The organism is Anaerobiospirillum sp. NML120511 (assembly GCF_023050955.1).
Lineage (GTDB): Bacteria > Pseudomonadota > Gammaproteobacteria > Enterobacterales > Succinivibrionaceae > Anaerobiospirillum.
Genome location: NZ_JALKIK010000031.1, coordinates 1 through 17,712 on the forward strand (window position 1 = coordinate 1; position 17,712 = coordinate 17,712).

Annotated in this window: 7 protein-coding genes; 3 read left to right on the forward strand and 4 right to left on the reverse strand. The window is 51.9% G+C overall.

Annotated features, from left to right (window positions below; genetic code table 11):
* Nucleotides 1-432: 432 nt before the first annotated feature.
* The 3 genes from MXE39_RS12985 to MXE39_RS09020 form a co-directional block, all read right to left on the reverse strand.
* Nucleotides 433-933, reverse strand: a complete 501-nt coding sequence (locus MXE39_RS12985) for a DapH/DapD/GlmU-related protein (protein ID WP_281503419.1) — start codon at nucleotides 931-933, stop codon at nucleotides 433-435.
* A 475-nt stretch (nucleotides 934-1,408) separates the two neighbouring features.
* A complete protein-coding gene (locus MXE39_RS09015; RefSeq protein ID WP_246978084.1) occupies nucleotides 1,409-2,209 on the reverse strand; it encodes an aldo/keto reductase in 801 nt (266 codons plus the stop codon).
* A gap of 1,279 nt (nucleotides 2,210-3,488) precedes the next feature.
* Nucleotides 3,489-4,325 carry a DNA adenine methylase gene (locus tag MXE39_RS09020; protein WP_246978083.1) on the reverse strand — a complete coding sequence of 279 codons (837 nt, stop codon included), beginning with the start codon at nucleotides 4,323-4,325 and terminating at the stop codon, nucleotides 3,489-3,491.
* A 3,909-nt stretch (nucleotides 4,326-8,234) separates the two neighbouring features.
* Between MXE39_RS09020 and ilvA the strand changes: the two genes are divergently transcribed.
* Together ilvA and MXE39_RS09030 are read left to right on the forward strand one after the other, a co-directional pair.
* Nucleotides 8,235-9,767: a threonine ammonia-lyase, biosynthetic gene (gene ilvA / locus MXE39_RS09025; RefSeq protein ID WP_246978082.1), complete on the forward strand. Its 1,533-nt coding sequence runs from the start codon at nucleotides 8,235-8,237 to the stop codon at nucleotides 9,765-9,767.
* A gap of 1,115 nt (nucleotides 9,768-10,882) precedes the next feature.
* The gene (locus MXE39_RS09030) at nucleotides 10,883-11,728 is read left to right on the forward strand and encodes a DUF2262 domain-containing protein (RefSeq protein ID WP_246978081.1); all 846 of its coding nucleotides are present in this window, start codon (nucleotides 10,883-10,885) and stop codon (nucleotides 11,726-11,728) included.
* A 1,559-nt stretch (nucleotides 11,729-13,287) separates the two neighbouring features.
* On the opposite strand, the gene MXE39_RS09035 is transcribed toward MXE39_RS09030, so the two are convergent.
* Nucleotides 13,288-14,112, reverse strand: coding sequence for a hypothetical protein (locus MXE39_RS09035; protein WP_247074002.1), 825 nt, complete (start codon nucleotides 14,110-14,112; stop codon nucleotides 13,288-13,290).
* A gap of 1,778 nt (nucleotides 14,113-15,890) precedes the next feature.
* On the opposite strand from MXE39_RS09035, the gene MXE39_RS09040 reads away from it, so the two are divergent.
* The gene (locus tag MXE39_RS09040; protein ID WP_246978079.1) at nucleotides 15,891-17,336 is read left to right on the forward strand and encodes a hypothetical protein; all 1,446 of its coding nucleotides are present in this window, start codon (nucleotides 15,891-15,893) and stop codon (nucleotides 17,334-17,336) included.
* Nucleotides 17,337-17,712 lie beyond the last annotated feature (376 nt).

Here is a 17,712-nt window from a genome sequence, read left to right on the forward strand (position 1 = left end):
TTAATATGGTATATGACTTTTAAAGTCATGTACCAGAATGACAGAGCGCAGCTGATTGCAGGTGGAAATGTCCGGGTCAGTAAGTTGCAGGGCTGAACATGACGGTCAGTGTTAGTGGCACAGGAAAAGCCATGGTAGGACAGGTCATAAGCAGCATAAATTGACTTCTTACATGTGTCTGTCATTAACAACATCATCATGATGAAATGTGCGTGTGCTGCAAAACAAAGGTTTTATAGAGTATCTTTATTTGCTGCTGCTGTTGTTGCCTGATTTGCTGCATTAGCATTCATGAGGTGAGCTATGAAAACATGTCCGCCCCAGTCGCAGTAGGTGTGCGCTCTCTGGCAGCATGACTCAAAGACGATCAGCAGTCGACTTCAGGGGGATACCGCCTGGGGTCGTGAGAGTGTTGAGAGTGATGCTGCTGTCTTATTCTTCAGGTGGAATTTGCTTGATGATACGTGCCGGAACGCCACCAACTATGGTCATTGCCGGGACGTCTTTGGTGACTACAGCTCCTGCGGCCACGATTGCGCCATCTCCTATGGTTACACCTGAGGTTATGGTTGCATTAGCTCCAATCCATACGTTTTTGCCAATCACAACAGGGGCTGGAATGAGCTCCTGACGATGAGAAGGTCGCTGATCGTGGTCAAGTGTGGCGATTACTACTTTATGACCAATTAAGGTGCCCTCGCCAATGGTAATTCCGCCCTGATCCTGAAAATGGCAGCCACCGTTGATAAAGACGTTACGTTCAACAGTGATGTTCTGGCCATAGTCGGTGTAAAAAGGAGGGAAGAGACAAAAGCCTTCTCCCACCTCGCGGCCTGTCAATTCTGAAAACAGACGGACAACCTCCTCTGGCTCATGCCATGTAGCATTGAGCTCAGCGGTAAGCTTAAGTGCACGCTGAGCTGACTGGCGCATGTAGATATGCAGCGGTAATCCAAGCTCGGCTGCCCTTTTTCCAGTTCTTCAAATCCCATATTCTTTCCTCACTGATTATTGCTGTAATTTTGAACTCAAAAAGATGCGTATGCGGTTGGCCGTGTTCAGCTGCCATTTGTGACAGAGCCATTGCCTCACAGGAAACGGCCATATGCATGCCCTTATGCTGATGTCCTTACAAAAGTTCAGACGGTGACAGGCATACGACAATTCCTACAGGTAGGAGTATACGTAAATGCCCACAGAAAAGGGCATACGTATATGCCGACAGGTATGGGCATACGCAAGTGCTGACAGGCATGGGTATACGTATATGCCACAGGTACGAGCATGCGGAAATGCCGACAGGTATTGGCTTATGCTAATGCCCACGGGTATGGGCAAACGTATGTGCCCATATTAGGGACGAGCTTGTCGCGGCTGCATGTGGGCTTGTCAGATTCAGTGGAGCTTATCAGTACCAGCCGAACAGCGACCTGCCTTCATCAAGCGATTTTATAGTCTCGATATCATCAGGGCTGAGCTTCAGCTCAAGACTGAGCATGTTCTTGATCATATGTTCAGGATTGAGCGTTCTGGGGATGACGGCTATACCCTGAGAAATCAGAAAAGCGAGTACTATCTGAGCCGGAGTGCTGTCATAACGCTGAGCAATTTGCTTTAGCAAAGGCTCATCAAAGACTTTCCTTTCTCCGCTGGTAAAAGGACTCCATGACTGGAACACGGTTCCATGGCGGGCAAGCAGCTGCTTATAGCCCAGCTGCGCGTGGTAGATATGCGATTCCATCTGGTTTACGGCTGGAATTATGCCGCAGTTTTCAATGAATGAAAGATAAGCATCCTCTCTGAAGTTGGAGATGCCTATGCTTTTTACCATGCCATTGTTCAGTGCTTCCCTGAGCGCCTTATACATCTGATCAGAGTTACTGTAATTCTCATGAATGAGCATGAGGTCAATGTAATCACACTGCAGGTTGCGCAGCGAGAGCTCTATGCCTCGACAGGCCTTGTCATAGCTGTTGGATCGGTTGTCGAGCTTGCTGGTAATAAAAAACTCGCTGCGGCTAAGACCACTTTGCTGCACTGCCTCTCCGACAATATCTTCATTTTCATACATGTGGGCCGTGTCAATCAGTCGATAGCCAGCTTCAATGGCATAGTGCAGAGCTCTCAGTCCGGCTTTGCCCCTGACCTCCCAGGTGCCATAGCCAAGAACGGGCATCTCAATGCCGTTATTCAGAGTCAGATACTTCATAGAGCTCTCCGTGCCGGTAAATTCTGTTTAGTATCATAAGCTTTCCTGGTACTGCAGTTAAGTTTTGAACCAATACTGTTAAAGTTGACATCACAAACTCACTGCCCATGGGGCAGAACGGCATAACCATGGTGCAAGCCTTGTCAGGCATTGTGGCTCTATCAGAATTCCAGCAGCTACCGGTTTTACTGAAATGACCGACAGTGCCTGATATAGGCCCCCGCAGTCACTAATGGTGAAGCGCTGCAGCCGGCCACACACCACATCTGTCACAAGGTTGCCGTGCATCCCTGGCAGCACATGACTTACAGACTCTCCAGCCCCCTCATGGAGTACAGCTGGAGCTGACCAAAATGACATACACACTGAATCGGCATTACAGACAGCATGGCAGTATGGCCGTATGGAGTTCCTGCATATCATATGAGGGGCCCTGCAGCTTAAAGCATCAAGCCATCAGCTGTCCTGCACGCAGCTGCAGTACAGCAGCACCTTTTCTTATGAGATGGCAGAGCCAGCGGTCTGGCTGCAGCATGCAGCCTGCGAGCTGAGAGGCTCAGGACGTATCTGAGTTGAGTTGATTTACTCTGGGGTACCTTGGTATAGCTCTCCGGGGCAGGTCTTTATCCAGGCAAATATCGTGAACCAGTAAACTGAGATGAAGTAATTAGCCTGTTTAATCTACAATATATTTTACAAAGCAATCTGTATCAGTATTGCTTTGATGACATATGCATAGTACATATGGTTTTACAGAGCAGGTTAAGCGAATTTCCAAATATACGGCGGCGTTGAACTTCATCATCATCATCATCATCGAACCACTCGTATTGGCAAATTCGTCTACATTGCATGGCCGCTTTTCATACCAGTGTAATGGCTGACATTATTATCTCTACACAAAATACTTTATAAAGAAAAATGAACATTAAACCATGAAGTATTTACGCACAGATTGATTGCTGAGTAATCCGTCTGCATGGCAGTGTGTCTGGCTTTAGCCATGGGGTAACAGCGAGGGTAAGATTTGGACGGGGTGACTGCAAAATCAGTTTTAGAATCTACAGAGAGTGATGAGGTCTGTAAGATGGACAGTAAGCTGCAGCAGTGCTGTCGCAGTTGCTGACTTTGCAGGCAGATATGGCTCTGCCTGAGGTGGGATGCTGGACAGGTATGGCTGGCATGGCCGGACCTGCTGTTCAGCTATGGCATGGGGTGTCCTGTCCTGCTGGACAGATAAAGCATGGCCATGGCCAGGCATTATGTGGTGTGGGCAGTATTATTTGTAGTTGCGGACAACGACCTCCTGTACCACGTTGCGCTTATCGCTGTTGGCGCTGATATTTCGTCTTACGTTGACCAGAGTGATGTTGTAGTCATTATAGAGATCAAGGATAAATTCGGTGGCGGAGTTGGAGAGCATGAACTTTACGCCACGGCTGGTGAGATGGTCGCAGCACTCCTTGAGCTTAACCTGATGCTCACGATTGAATCCGTCCTTGGCGTAGCTGGTGAAGCTTGAGGTTACAGTGAGCGGATCGTATGGAGGATCCAGGTAAACAAAAGCACCTTCAGGGGCTCTTGTCATGGTGTCCTCAAAGCTTTCATTGCAGATAGTGATGTCACGGCTGTTGAAGAACTCACTGGCAGCACGCAGGGTTTGTTCATTTACAAAGTTTGGGTTCTTGTATTTGCCGTAGGGAGTGTTGTACTGATTGCGCTTGTTCACACGGTACAGGCCATTGAAGCAGGTACGGTTGAGGTACAGGGTACGGGCAGCCAGCTGCAGAGGGCTAAGCCTTGAAAAGGCCTCTGCATCACGGTCAAGATTGCGTATGTTGTAATAGAACTCTTCCGTGTTCTCGTAGGATTTCAGCTCAGCAATAAGACTTTCAACATCATCCCTGATTATTTTGTAGGTATTGATGAGCTCTGAGTTGATGTCATTGACAATGGCCGTCTGCGGAGCAATGGCAAAGAGCACTGCGGCGCCACCCATGAAAGGCTCGACATAAGTAGTCCACTGAGCAGGAATTAGAGGCATGAGCTCCGGTAACAGCGTGCGTTTACCTCCAGCCCACTTTACAACTGGGGCAGCTTCATTCTGGATTGGCATGACATCTCCTGCAGATAATAAAAACACCAGCTTTCAGTAGGGCATCTATTATACGGAAAATGTCACCAATTTGTGCCTAAGGTCGATAATTACGCCCATTGTCAGGCAAAGAGCCATGCCTGACCTCATCTTGTGAACTCATTAACATCCCTGGATACGGACTTCACCAGTACCGATCCTGGGCCATCATGCTGATGCTCTCCTTGCACCTTACGCACTGACAGCAAGGTTTAATCTGAGCGGCATTGAGCAGCATTGATCGGCAGTGCTGTCAGCTTGGGATGTTGTGCATTTTCCCAGAGCAGATCTGCACTTCCTGCCTGACACTACCCTGCTCTGCCATGCCCTGTCTGAACGGTGCCCAGAGCTCTTTTGTCTCAGACTGTAAGCTGGCCTGGCAGTCAGGGGGTATTTATCCTTTCAAGTCACGAATCTCGATGCTCAAATCTCAGAACTTACTGCCATAGATGACTGCCAGAGAGGACTGCCCTGAGCTGATTGCACAGAACTGAGTGCCACCAGCTGCGGCAGCAGCCGCCCTCCAGATATCAATTACCCGAGCTTGTTTACCTGACCTTCATTTTGCTGGTGAGCAGTCATCAGGCATTGTTCGCATCAGGCTAATGGCTGGTCAGAGCCCTGTGTTCAAAGCACAGCCTTTAGAGCAGGGCGCAGCCTCCCCAGGCAGCTGTGAGCTTATGGGCTCAGCTGAGCAGTCCACATTAAGGCATACTCATATGCCCCTTTCCGATGAAATCATGGCCTGCGCTGAGTGCAGGTCAAGAAGTTCTACAAGGCTTTCCATCAAACCTGCAGTGGTATGGGCGTACATGACCATTGCATCAAACTGCACAGACAACTTTAGCTGCTGCAGAATCAGCGGAAGCTGCAGCTGCCACGTCTGCTGCCACTGCTACAGCCGCAGCTGCCACTGCGACTGATGCTGTCGCTGTGGCTGCCGCTTCATGCATAGGGTTCGGGACAGGAGCTTATTGCCAAACGTACAGGCCGTAGCCCATGGCCCTGTCATAAGAAAGGGGCATGAGCCATCTCAGATACGAATATCTGCCTGAGATGCGTCCATGATATTGCGGTTGGGCAGGTGGACGCATAGCTGGTCAGATCATCGTCAGCGTCAGGATCTGCCTGTCATGGGTGGGAGTTCGTTCCATAATTGGGCAAAAATATTTTCCTGAGGTCCTGAATCTGGCCTGCTGATGCCTGTTGGAGCATTGATCTGTGGCATTCGTGGAAACTGGTACTTTTGGGCGTGATGTGTGAGTCTTTGGCTTATTTAAGCCAAAAGGCAATAATCTGTGGACAGGCCATCGGCGGGATGGCTGTATCGGGACTCAGGGAGTTGCACTACAATGGTGCCTGGCTGGCGGGCTGATACTGTCATGGGGCAAAGGTCAGACAGATAAAGGGCTCATGATACGATTCCATAAAGTTTTAATTTTGTGTGACTGAATAAATCGGGCTGCCATGAGTATTTGCTCAGGCGGCTTTGCTTTTTCAGGTGGTTCACAAAAGCTGACCATAATGTGGTCACACCACCTGCAGTCACTGGGCGTGTCAGTCTGACAGCTGCAGGCAGTACCGCAGGTGCTGCCCGGCTGTCCGACCGTAGTTTGCCAGGCCACCCATCACGAACACCACTGATGAGGAAACTTTGTCTGACTATAGTCTTCAGTATGCCGCGCCCCACAAAATCTCTTTTACTTCCCAAAGCCTGTCTGGACAGACCTCTGTCCTGTTAAGGCCCTCTCAAACAACATAAGGGATAACAGTCAAAGACTAAAAGCCATGCCCACAGCCCTGACATATGACAGTGCCAGTGCGGCATAGCCATAACAGCATAAGCCCGTGCCGGCGCAGCATAGCCTGAGACAGCATAAGCTGTGGCTGCAATGCATGCCGCAAGCTGAACGCAGCTCCTGTAAATGAAATGACGAGCCTGCTGACATGTCGCCCTGCCGAACTGACTGTGCTGACCATGCTCCCAGCATGGTCGGCAGTCTCAGGGCGGAGATCAGTCACATGCAGGCAAGGCTTGAGCCATTGCGCTGCCTGCAGCTGCCTGTTGGCAGTTGTAGCAGCGTCAGTAAGACCATTACTTGTCTATGAGTGCATGCTGAGCTTGCTGAGGCTTCTGCACACATGGGCCTCATGGTTGATGTGTCCCAGTTCCGTGCCAGGCTCAGCGGCCAGCTGTTTTGCAGCATGTGCAGGCGCCAGTAAGATGCCAGCCTGCGTGCCTGCCGGGCCGTAAGGCTCACAGGGCCAATGGACACAGTCCTGACCTGGCGAACTTTACAGTAAGCGAGCCGGGGCCGCAGTTATGACATTGCGTCAGCACTGCAAACAGCATCAGCTTGTTGCTTGCGGCTCACAGATTTTTGGCTGTGACTCATGATCAGTTGGACTTCAGATTTCATCATGAACTTGCCCGGTTCCTGCTGTCTGCCGGTCTTTATCAGTTTGTCAGGCGAGTGAAAGGAACTGTCGAGGCTGATAGGTTTTGCCTGAAGCTTGAAACTTGAAGATGGCAAAGCACCAGGCCTTGAGCTCAATGCCCCAGCGCTGATGCAGCTGTTAAGACAGCTGTAATAACAGCTCCTGTCCTTTGCTTGCTATGCGGCCTACTGGTCGGACATCCTGCACAGGCAGGCATTTTCAGCAGCATTGTCGTTTGCTGGCTGCTGATAAAAGCAGCATATGCTCAGCTAAACCGTGTGCTGAATATGCTTTGCAAAAGTAAGGTATAAGCATCTGCCTTATTGCTGCACAGCCCCATGGTCAACTGTTCAGAGCTTCAGATTTTGCTTTTGCAGCAGCGACTGAACTCAGTGAGCTTGCATTGCATGGGACTGACGTCATGCGTTGCATTTAACTTCAGCATGGTGAGTGCTCCAGCCTGATATAAGATGGGGATGCACTGCGCAGGGAACAGCTGCGTCGTTATGCTGTAATACTGTACTGCAGATGATGCTTTACAAATCATATTGCATAGCAGCATTTGATTCTGAGCCAATATGAGCCAGAAGCAGTCTTACCAGCTTGCTCAAAGGCGAAAACAAAGGCAAAGGCATAATCCAAACTGCAGTGCAGCACAGTGCAGTGCAGCGCAGTGTTGTCATGCTGGCTGGCTAAGGCATAAAGTCTTAAGTCACAAGCTTAAGGCCTGCATTCAGGCAACTGAAGCTGTCTTATGCATTCCTGGCAGCCATGAGCAGCCAGCAACAGTCTGACGTGGTCTGTTGCCTTTAAGCGGAAGTCTTTCGCTGTCAGGGCAGCAACAGCTGTCAGGCACACTGTCCTGCCATAACAACTGGCTCTGCGGTCAGCTTTTGGCAACGGACTAAAAGCGGTATGACTGCAGATGCTGAGCCTGCTCTTTACGGGCAATAGCTGGCCTTTGAAGGGCATACCAGTGATGTGAGCTGCTGCAGATTGTTTTACTGTTGGGCTGAACAGGCCATTACGGCGAATTGCACTGGCTTAGTGACAGTGCAGCATCCGACTGTGATGCAGACTCAGAGCATTGCTAAAGCCAATGCGATGGTTCTGAGGCTGGTATACGACTGACTCAGGTTACGGATCAGGCCCTGGTGCTGGTGCTGATACCATGGCTGTGAGTGCTCAGTAAGCCGCCTGCATGCTGGCAGGATGGCGGGGTGTCAGGTCCAGATGCGGATGCGGCGGCAAGTGCGGAAGCTGAGGCAGGCGCGGACGCTGTTGCGGAGGTGACTGCAGTCGCAGCTGCAGTGCGCCTGCAGGTGCAGGAATGGGGCTGCCGGTTTGATGGTGGGAAGAAAAGAGAGATTTTGTGGGGCAGGCGCTGCGGCGGCAGGCCAGGTTTGAGGGGTGAGGCGACTGCGTAATCTTTTAATTATTCAGGAGTGAAAAATGAGCCAAGACAATGCATTAAGCGGACAGGAATATTTACGTAAGATCCTGTTGGCCCGCATTTATCCAACAGCTCGTTTAACCCCGCTGCACAAGCTGGAGAAGCTCAGTGACAAGCTGGGAGTGGGCAAGGTCTTATTAAAGAGAGAGGATTACCAGACCATTCACTCCTTTAAGATTAGAGGCGCCTACAATAAGATTCGTCAGCTCTCTCAGGATCAGCTCGACTGCGGTATCGTGGCTGCATCTGCAGGTAACCATGCTCAGGGCTGTGCTCTGTCAGCCAAGAACCTGGGGTGTCGTGCCGTGATCGTCATGCCAACTACCACCCCTGATCTCAAGGTGGATGCCGTACGCCGCTACGGTGCTGAGGTTGTGCTCAAGGGTGAGTCTTTTTCCGAGTCCTATGAGCATGCCAAGGAGCTGGCCCGTGCTCAGGGTCTGACTCTGATCCCTCCATATGATGATCCTGATGTAATTGCCGGTCAGGGCACTATTGCTCATGAAATCATGGGCCAGTGCAACAATATCGATACCATCTTCGTTCAGATTGGTGGTGGTGGCCTTGCTGCCGGTATTGCCGTTTACATCAAGAACCTTATCCCAAATGTCAAAGTAATAGGTGTTGAGGCTGAGGGCTCTGCCTGTATGAAGGCCGCCATCGAAAACGGCTCTCCTTGCAATATCGGCTTTGTCTCCCACTTTGCTGATGGTGTGGCTGTAAGCCAGGCCGGTGATGAGACTTTCCGTCTGTGCAATGAGTACCTGGACGAAATCATCACCTGCTCCAATGATGAAATCTGTGCCGCAATGAAGGATATCTTTGATGATACCCGAGCCATTGCTGAGCCAAGCGGTGCTCTTTCTCTTGCCGGTCTTAAGAAGTATGCCCGTACTCATGGCCTCAATGAGGGCAATCACATTGCCATCATGTCCGGTGCCAACGTCAAGTTCCATACCCTGCGTATGGTGGCCGAGCGCTGTGATGTAGGTGAAATGACCGAGGGTATCTTCTCGGTAGAAATCCCTGAGGTTAAGGGCTCATTCCTGACCTTCTGTAACACTATTGGCAATCGTCATGTGACCGAGTTCAGCTATCGTGTGCACCGTCAGGACCGAGCCCGTATCTTCGCCTCCATTGAGCTTACCAATGGCGAAAAGGAGCTTACTGAAATCTCAGCCTCTCTGTCATCAGGGGGCTACAAGGTAACAGATCTGACCCGTGATGCCCTTGCCAAGGATCATATCCGTTACATGATTGGTGGTCACCTTGCGGCTGACGAAAAGGAGCGTCTGTTCCTCTTTGAGTTCCCTGAGACCAAGGGTGCCCTGAACGACTTCCTTACCAAACTGGCCGGTACTTTCTCCATTTCCCTGTTCCACTTCCGTATTTCCGGTCTGGAGTACTGCTCAGTACTGTGCGGCTTTGATGTAACGAAGGGTGATGAAGAGCTCGAGCAGTTCCTTGCCAACATCAGATACCCATACCTTGAGGTAACTGACAACACCGCCTACAACCAGTTCCTCTGCTAACCCGGAGCTGACAAAGGGTAGACCCTCCAGCCGCCACGGCGGCACGGGCCGCAGCTCTGCCGGACGGCAAGGGCTGCACCCCTTAACAATGAGGCCATGGCCGCTGATGCTGCCATGGCCTCATTGCATTGAAAGCGGCGGTGATATCTGCAGAGGGCTTTAAGCTCGGCCCCCGAATGGCACTTTTCTCAAGGTACGCCCGGTCTTTACAATGCGGGCCGACTACCCCATGACTGACAGCCTTGCAAACCATGCACACCATGCCCGGCATTCCAAGCATGGCCAGTCTGTAACCTGCGCAGCAGGCTCCAAAAGAACAGCGAGGCAGCATGCCCTAAGGACACAATACGGCCCAACCATGGCAGGTCAAAAGCCCATTTCTCCATCGACAGGCCAACCATGCACTCTAAAGCCCGGCAGCTGCACAAGAGCAAGCCATTCAAACGGTCATTATGAGCGACAGGTGACAGCCTCATACCTTTATGGTTTTCCTTTAGACCTCAAGTCAGGCCAGCGTGCATGCAGGAGCAATTAACAGTACGCCAATCTGTTCATCCATGACTCTAACCAACCATCCATCCACTCACTCTGTCATTCATGCAGTCGAGGCCAAGTGCGTTTAACCATGCCGGTATGACCTGCCAATCGATTCAAAAACCAGTCAGTCCAGCTGTCCATTCATCCTTTCCTCCCTCCAATTTATTCGCTTTTCAGTCATGACCACTCGACTCAACCGGCCAGCTCGTAAGTCAGTGCGGTTGTCTGGATTCCTGCAATGACCAGGTGCCCAGTGGCAGGAGCTGCTCTATGGCGTGGCAGGCGAAGCCTTGACAGTCGAGTATGACGAGGTCCGTAGTTTTAAGTACAGTCTGAGCTTGTCAGGGGCACGGTCGAGTGCATGCCTGTGGTCGCAGCTATGCCGTGGTTTCCCTGGCCTGAATGCCCTTTCCGGCAGCACGGTGGGGTGTCCTTGCTGCGGGTCTGGCTTTTCTATGCAAGGCCAGAACTTTAAGCTACAATGCCTTTGAGCGCCTTTGCCAGCACCTGGTGGCATGATCAGGCGTGCCGTAAGTGGTGATGCCTGTGGCATGGTCCTAATCAACGGAGGAGATCAGATGTTCGAGAAGTTTTACAAGATTTATGATGAAGAGACCTTCGAGGCCGTAGTTTTGATCCAGAAAACTCTTGGCATGGGTCATTGCGGTGATTACGGCGACATGAATGGTTACATGCTCGGTCTGGTCAAAGAGGACGGCACTGTTATTACCGGCAAGTTAAGACTGAGCTGGCCTATTCCTGTAGATGCCAGTTCCGGCCCTGAGGGCTTCAGCCGCTTTAAAGACGTTACCTGCTATCGTCTCAGACTGTCTGCCATGACAGTTGATCCTGAGGCTGACGAGCATCGCAAAGAGTATCAGTCCAACTGCTTCTGCTTAAGAGAGGTGCTGGGTGAGGCAGAATTGCCTGAGCAGCTGCGAGCCATCAGAGACGACTATCTTGAGGATGTGGTAATCGACGATGACGTCCTTGGCAAGCTCACTCTTGATAAGGATATGGAGAGTTTTGCCGGTGAGTACACTTTTGGTGATGACGAGTTCCTGTTCTATCTGGACAGTGATGAGGGCAATGTCAAAAGCTGCACAGAATCCCTTGCTCATGGCCACGCATTTGTCAGCAGGCTCCAAGAGCTTGATAAGCGCATGCGTGAGTATGCATGTCAGGAGCTTTACGATGATGCCGTATCATGGCAGGAAGATGCTGATGAGGATGAACAGCAGTATCCTGACGGCCTGAAGAAAGAGGACTTTATCAAGGTCATCAGCCTGTCTGAAGTGTCCTTTGCTCTTGATGGTGCTGTCACTGTTTATTACAACGACGGCGATCTCTTCTATGGCCATGTCATTGTGGTTGAGTACAATATCGCAACCGATACCTTCGAAAGCGCCTACATTGCCGGCTGATGCCCCGGCTGCTCAATGGAGCACAGCCCCATCGAGCAGCTGACAGCCAATCCCCACAAGCCCCACCACGCAAACCGCCATCCCTCAGCCTCCACTAAGTAGCCATTAGCTATGTAAAGCTGCCTGAGGCTCTGAGGCCTGCACCAGCAAGGCCAACAGTACAAACGTGAGCACCTGTACCAGCACCAGACAGGCCTGGCCATTTCACGGAACCGGCCTGAGCTCGGGCTAATGAGACTGCATGGCCTGAAGTTTCTTCTGCTGCCAAGTTTTGCTCTAAGCTGCATGAGCTGCCTGCCTGAAAGTGCCCAGCCCAGGGTGACCCAGTGGTGCCCTGATAAAGTGACAGCCTGTACTTGAAGTTAACCAGGCTGCAGTATGGTACAGAACTGAGCTGTGCCGTGCAGCGCAGTTCATGACCTTTGAAGTTCCTATGTGCGTATTCTCATTTAGCTGTGCGCCTCAGCGTGCACTGCACCTTCAAGGCCTATCCCTTACCGGCAGGCCGTTATGAGTGGTGCCTTAAACTGGCTGGGAGTTTATTGACTGTGCAGCTGCCCTGTGCTTCAGCTGCAGCCTTATGCTGCTGGAGTTGCAGCAATGGAACAGGTCAGTAATGCAGAAGTGCTGGATACCACTTACATAAGCTTTATAAATTAATTTAGAATGATTTTGTGCTGTGATTGCGAGCTGTTTAGTGTGCCGGTCAAGCTTTGAGCTCACGCGTGCAAGCGAAATATGCATCCATGCTGTGCGATGCAATATCGGGCTGGTCTATCTCATGTATGAGTTAATGGTGCATGAGTGTGTGAAAATCTGACCGGGCCGCTGCAAAGCAGAGCATAGCAATGCATGGCAACGAACTCGTGCAGCAATGCCATGGTAATGCAATGCTCGTCAAAGCATGTCAAGCAGGGCAAAGGCACTTGCCTTAGGTAAGCTGTCATCAGGTAATTCAGGCTTGTAAAATAAAAGGCAGCGTAATTAATTATTTTGTAAAGCAACAGTGTGGTAACACGGGATAATGTAATACCTTTTATTTTGTAAAGCATAATCTGTACATACGTGTTATACAAAATGTTATGTAAGAAACATATGGAAAGTCTTAAGCTGGCACCTTTTTGCACTTTTTTGATCTTGCTCATTCTTTGAAATAAAGGCCCTCTGCCAAAAGCAGCGGGCCTTTATTCTGTCAGTATCAAAAATAAGTGCTGTGTGCTGAAATCATGACAGTCACGCTCTGATAATTTAGCAATGAAGGTCCTGTCAGGCTGATTGTGCATCTGGCTGCATGACTGTGATTGTAAAGGTCTCAAGTAACGCAGCCTCAGCAGCGTTCTGTCAGAGGAATGGCCTGATTGCTGCGATTGTGACCATGTGGCGTATTATTTTGTGTTTTGTAAATTGTTATTAGAAGGGGAAAGGTCAGGTTTGAGTGGATGTGGCTTGGCTGGCCCGGAGCGGACCAGCATGGGCCCGGCTGAGTGGGGATTGACATCCTTGCCGGATGTCTGTGGTTGTGCCGGGCTGGTGGGGGAGACTTTGCTGTTTGGTCAGGATCAGCGGGTGCAGCGGCGCCAGGAGGAGGAAATGCGCCAGCTGCGGCCCTGCAGATCCTGCAGCACAATGGCAGCTGAGCTCAGGGAGCGGCGGTGCTTGAGCGGCAGGATAACATTGTCACGGTAGCTGTGGCTGAAGCCGTTGAAGACTACGTACAGGTTGTTGTAGTTGCGGTCAGGGCTGATACCCAGAGTCTCATAAAGACGCATGCCGTCAATAATGTCTACCTTGACCGGACGGTCAATTGACCAGGTGCCATCAGGCTGCTCAAAAGACAGACAGGCATTGATACTGCCGTTTAATGCCGGGTTGTTCGGACGATAGTAAGGACGTGGCGGACGTGGTGGTCGTGGCCTGTCATAGTCTGGACGGTAGTCCGGGCGTCCGTAATCTGGTCGGTAGTCAGGCCTTCCGTAGTCAGGATCTGACGGGTATGACGGCGAGCCATGAGGCGGACGGGGATGCTGCGGATGGTACGATGGTGGCGGATAAGGGCTGTGACCGTATGATGGAGGCGGATATGGGCGATCGCCATATGATGGCTGGTACGGGCGGTTGCCGGCTCCTGGGCGGTTGTACTCAGGGCAGCCCGGATGTGGGCGGTGGTGACCACGGCCATCATTTTCAGGGCAGCTTACTCCCTCCTGACCATAGTAGCGGTCACGGCCATACTCAAAGGACGAGCTGCCTCTGTTATCAGGTCTCTGGTAGCCATCTCCATACATGTTTGGCCAGTTGTTATTGCTCTCACCCTGACCCTGATCGTACATGTACTGCTCGTAATTGTAGCCATCATACTGAGGATACTTGTGGCTGTAATCCATTTCAGCAGCTGCCGGACCGGCAATCATACAGCCCAACACAGCAGCAGCCGCACCGGCTCCAGAGACCACAGAGCCGATTCGACTCAAAGCCCCAGCCAGCACTGACCTGTCCCCAGATCTGCCCCCGGCTCCCTGCTCGGCTTTTGGAGGTGTTGCCATACATGCGGCATCAGTACAGCAACGTTCAGGGCTGAGCATAACTGCGCTGCCGGCCACTTCCTGGCCAGCTCCCCGGGAGCATGGGCTGCTTTGAGCAATGCAGTGCTCAGTGCCCTGCATTGCTCGCTGTCCGGCAGCTGCGGCTGCAGCAGGTTCATCGTGCGTACATAGTACTGCTGTGCTGCAGGTTGAGCTGTCGTCCCATGAGGTGAAGCCAGGCATGCAACAGGCAGGCTCACTGCTGGCAGGTTTAGAGCTGGATGGGGCCGGATGTTCTCTATGAGGCTGTGAAAATGTCAGGGCCATACCGTATCCTCCTTGAAGCATAATGGCAGGCAGGCTGTTAACTGAATCTATGATAAGGCCAAAATCTTAGCTCTTATACAGGAGGCCATAAGCTCCCTCAATCCCAGGTCACCCGCTGCCCACGTTTATGGCCAACAGCCGCTTCCAATAGCGCGATATCTGTCCCTGTCCCTGGTTAAAGGTACTGCATGCATGCCATTCTGCATGCATCCATGTCTGCACTCATGTCATCCTGACTGCATCCATGTCTGCACTCATATCATCCTGACTGCATTAATGACTGCCTGTCCATATATCAGTCTGCCACGCAGGCAGTAATGTTGTCTGTCAGGCGAGCGGAATTCCTGTCAGGGGACCTGACTTTATTTTTATCAGGTGGTGATTGGGTTGACCTGCAGTGTGGCCTGAGGTGGATGCGGCTGTCATGATCTCTCAAAGGGTGATTTGAGCATCTGCGTCAGGTCAGTACAGCTCAGCCCAATGGCCGCAAGTCAGGGGATGTAAGCTGCAGTGCAGAACTGCATGCAATCCGAAGCGTACGACGTCCTGACAGCCAGAATCATATTAAATGGTGGGTCTTTGGGAGCTGAGGAGTTGTTTGTCTGGGAGACCGAGCGTTGCTGCTCAGCTCAGGGCTCATATGCCTGTTTGATACTTCCTGTGAGCCTGCTGCCATGGCGGCTGCAGCTAATAGTCCACCGTACTTTGAGTGGGACGGTCAGCCTGCAGTTGCAATGAGCTGCCTGTTACTCTGGTCTGCGCCTGTGGCGAGTCAGTGCTGGGGCGAGCTGCTGACAGTGCAGGCAGGGCGCGCAGGGCCTGCCGTATCAGCTTTGGTAGTTTTGCACTACAATATGCCTGCATTTGGGCACCGTGGTGCCTTTGCGGCAGGCAGGCCGGCAGGCAGGCCGAACGGCTTGCTTTTGCATTTTGCCAATGAGCTGTTTATCATGTTTCGCGCACACTGATATCAGGCCGTACCTGTGTCCATGTGTATGGGCTTTTGCCCGATGGCAGGCTGAACCTGGGGACGGCACATGCCGGGGACTTATGCCATGGCAGTTGCCTTTTAACAGGCCCCATTGTGTGGCCATGGGGTCGACTGGCACATGGGGCCCTGTTCTGACTGGCTTATGGCATGCTTCGGCTGCTGCCAGTACTGGCTGTCAGGCTTCAATCTGGCCGGGCCGAGTGCAGGCCGTGCCTGGGCACCTTAAGGTGCCCGGCACGGCAGGCGTGACGGCGCAGCCCCTGGGGCTGTGGCGGCATGGGGCCGTTAAGTAACTTTGTATGGTTTTTTGCAGAGGAAATTTATGTCAAACATTTCATTATTCAGGGCAGAGGATTGGAACTGCTCATTAAGTGGCGTTGAGCTCAGCAGCACCGGTCATCAGCTCAGCTGGTGTGAATATGTTGCCTCTGCCCTGCAGGGTATGATGGACAATGAGGAGCTCATCAAAAAGTGTGTTCCTTATCTTATTGCCCGCTGCACCAGCCTCATGCCGGCCATTACCATTACCCCGCTGACTGCCATCATTGAAAATGGCGCTGCTGACGCTGCAGCAGCCTGCAAGGCTGCAGCCGGTTCCATGGTAGCTGATGCTGCCCGTGATCTTGAGGCTTTTATCTTCCCTCGTGGCGATGAGATGCTCAAAAAGGCTGCCGCTGATGCCGGTGTCAGCACCGATGATCTCTATCTGGCCCTGCAGGCTCTGGCCCCACTGGGCGCTCTGCTTTATGGTGATGATTCCCTGGTGGTGCTGCCATCACGTGCTGCCGGTCAGTTTGAGCTGGTCTTTACCTCTGACAATCCGCTCAAGTGCATTGAGTTGCAGAAGGTTGTGAACATGGCTGCCAAAATCAAGTTCTGCCGTGTTCAGCTCAGCCGCAAGGCAGACCAGTCGGCTCAGATTAACTGCCATGGTCAGATCTTCAATGCTGACATGATTCGTATCTTTGCCAGTGCGATTAATGAAGAGCGCAGCAAAATCACCATGCTTTTTGAAGGAGCAAGCCCTGATATCAGCAATGATGAGATGATTACTGCCGGTGTAACCATGCTGCGTGCAGTATTTGGTGACATTCATGGCCGTATTATTCTGCAGTGCTCTGAAATCCATGTTTACCGTGAGATAACTGAAGAGATTCAGGCCATGGTTGATGAAGCCAGCCGCCGCAACGTGGAGCTCAACGGCCAGGAACTGCGTCCGGTCAATCTGCGTGAGTTCTACAAAAACTGCATGAAGTCATCCATGCGCAAGCTCAGCAAGGAAAATGACCTCATGTACATTGCCTCTGAGATTGAGACCCGCAATAACTGGACTGGCCCTGAGGGAAGTACTGCTCTGCGTGATGACATTTTTGAGTACAGCACCCAGCGCTCTTTCTCCCCAGGCTCCCGCGAAGGTGAGCTTACTTCAAAATACCTCAGGGGTATTGTCGCCAGCGGAGCCCTGCCTGTCTCCATTGCTGTAAGCATCAGGAATGACAAGGATAATGTCGTTACCCTCAAGCGCAGTGAAAACACTCAGATTATCCGTGATCTTGAGCGTGCCCTGCGCCGTGCCCAGTGCGACGAATGGCTCTATATCACCGGCAATGCCAGTGGCCACAGCCATGCCTATGTTGATGTCATTGTCTTTGACGAGCAGCGTCTGCACAATGCCTTAAAGGACTGGCGTGCCAGCACCCGTCTGAACGTAGACTCTATTGAGCTCATCAGCCCATGTGCCGGTGCCGCACCATTTGACCTGGTCTGATACCACGCCACAGGCTGACCCGACCATATCAGAGCAGGCTTGACCCGAAGATACCATACCGGGCCAGTCTTGCTCCGAGCAGAGCTGCTATACCAGGCCAGAGCGGCTCAGCCAGCGCAGCCGACCCTTTGCTGAGCGCAAATGGTCGGCTGGCTGCAGAGCACTGCAACCGGGCCTGGGGCAATGGATTTGGGCCATGGAGCCTGCAGGATGGAGCATGGTCCACGCCGTGGCGCAGCCCATGGCTCTGGCCTGAATACAGGCTGACAGGTCATTCTGACCCCAGGCATGAACAGCACTGTCCATTAAAGCGCAGGGCCGCCCCGGATTTCCGGAGCGGCCCTGCGGCTTTATGGGTTTTCAATTTTGACCTGGG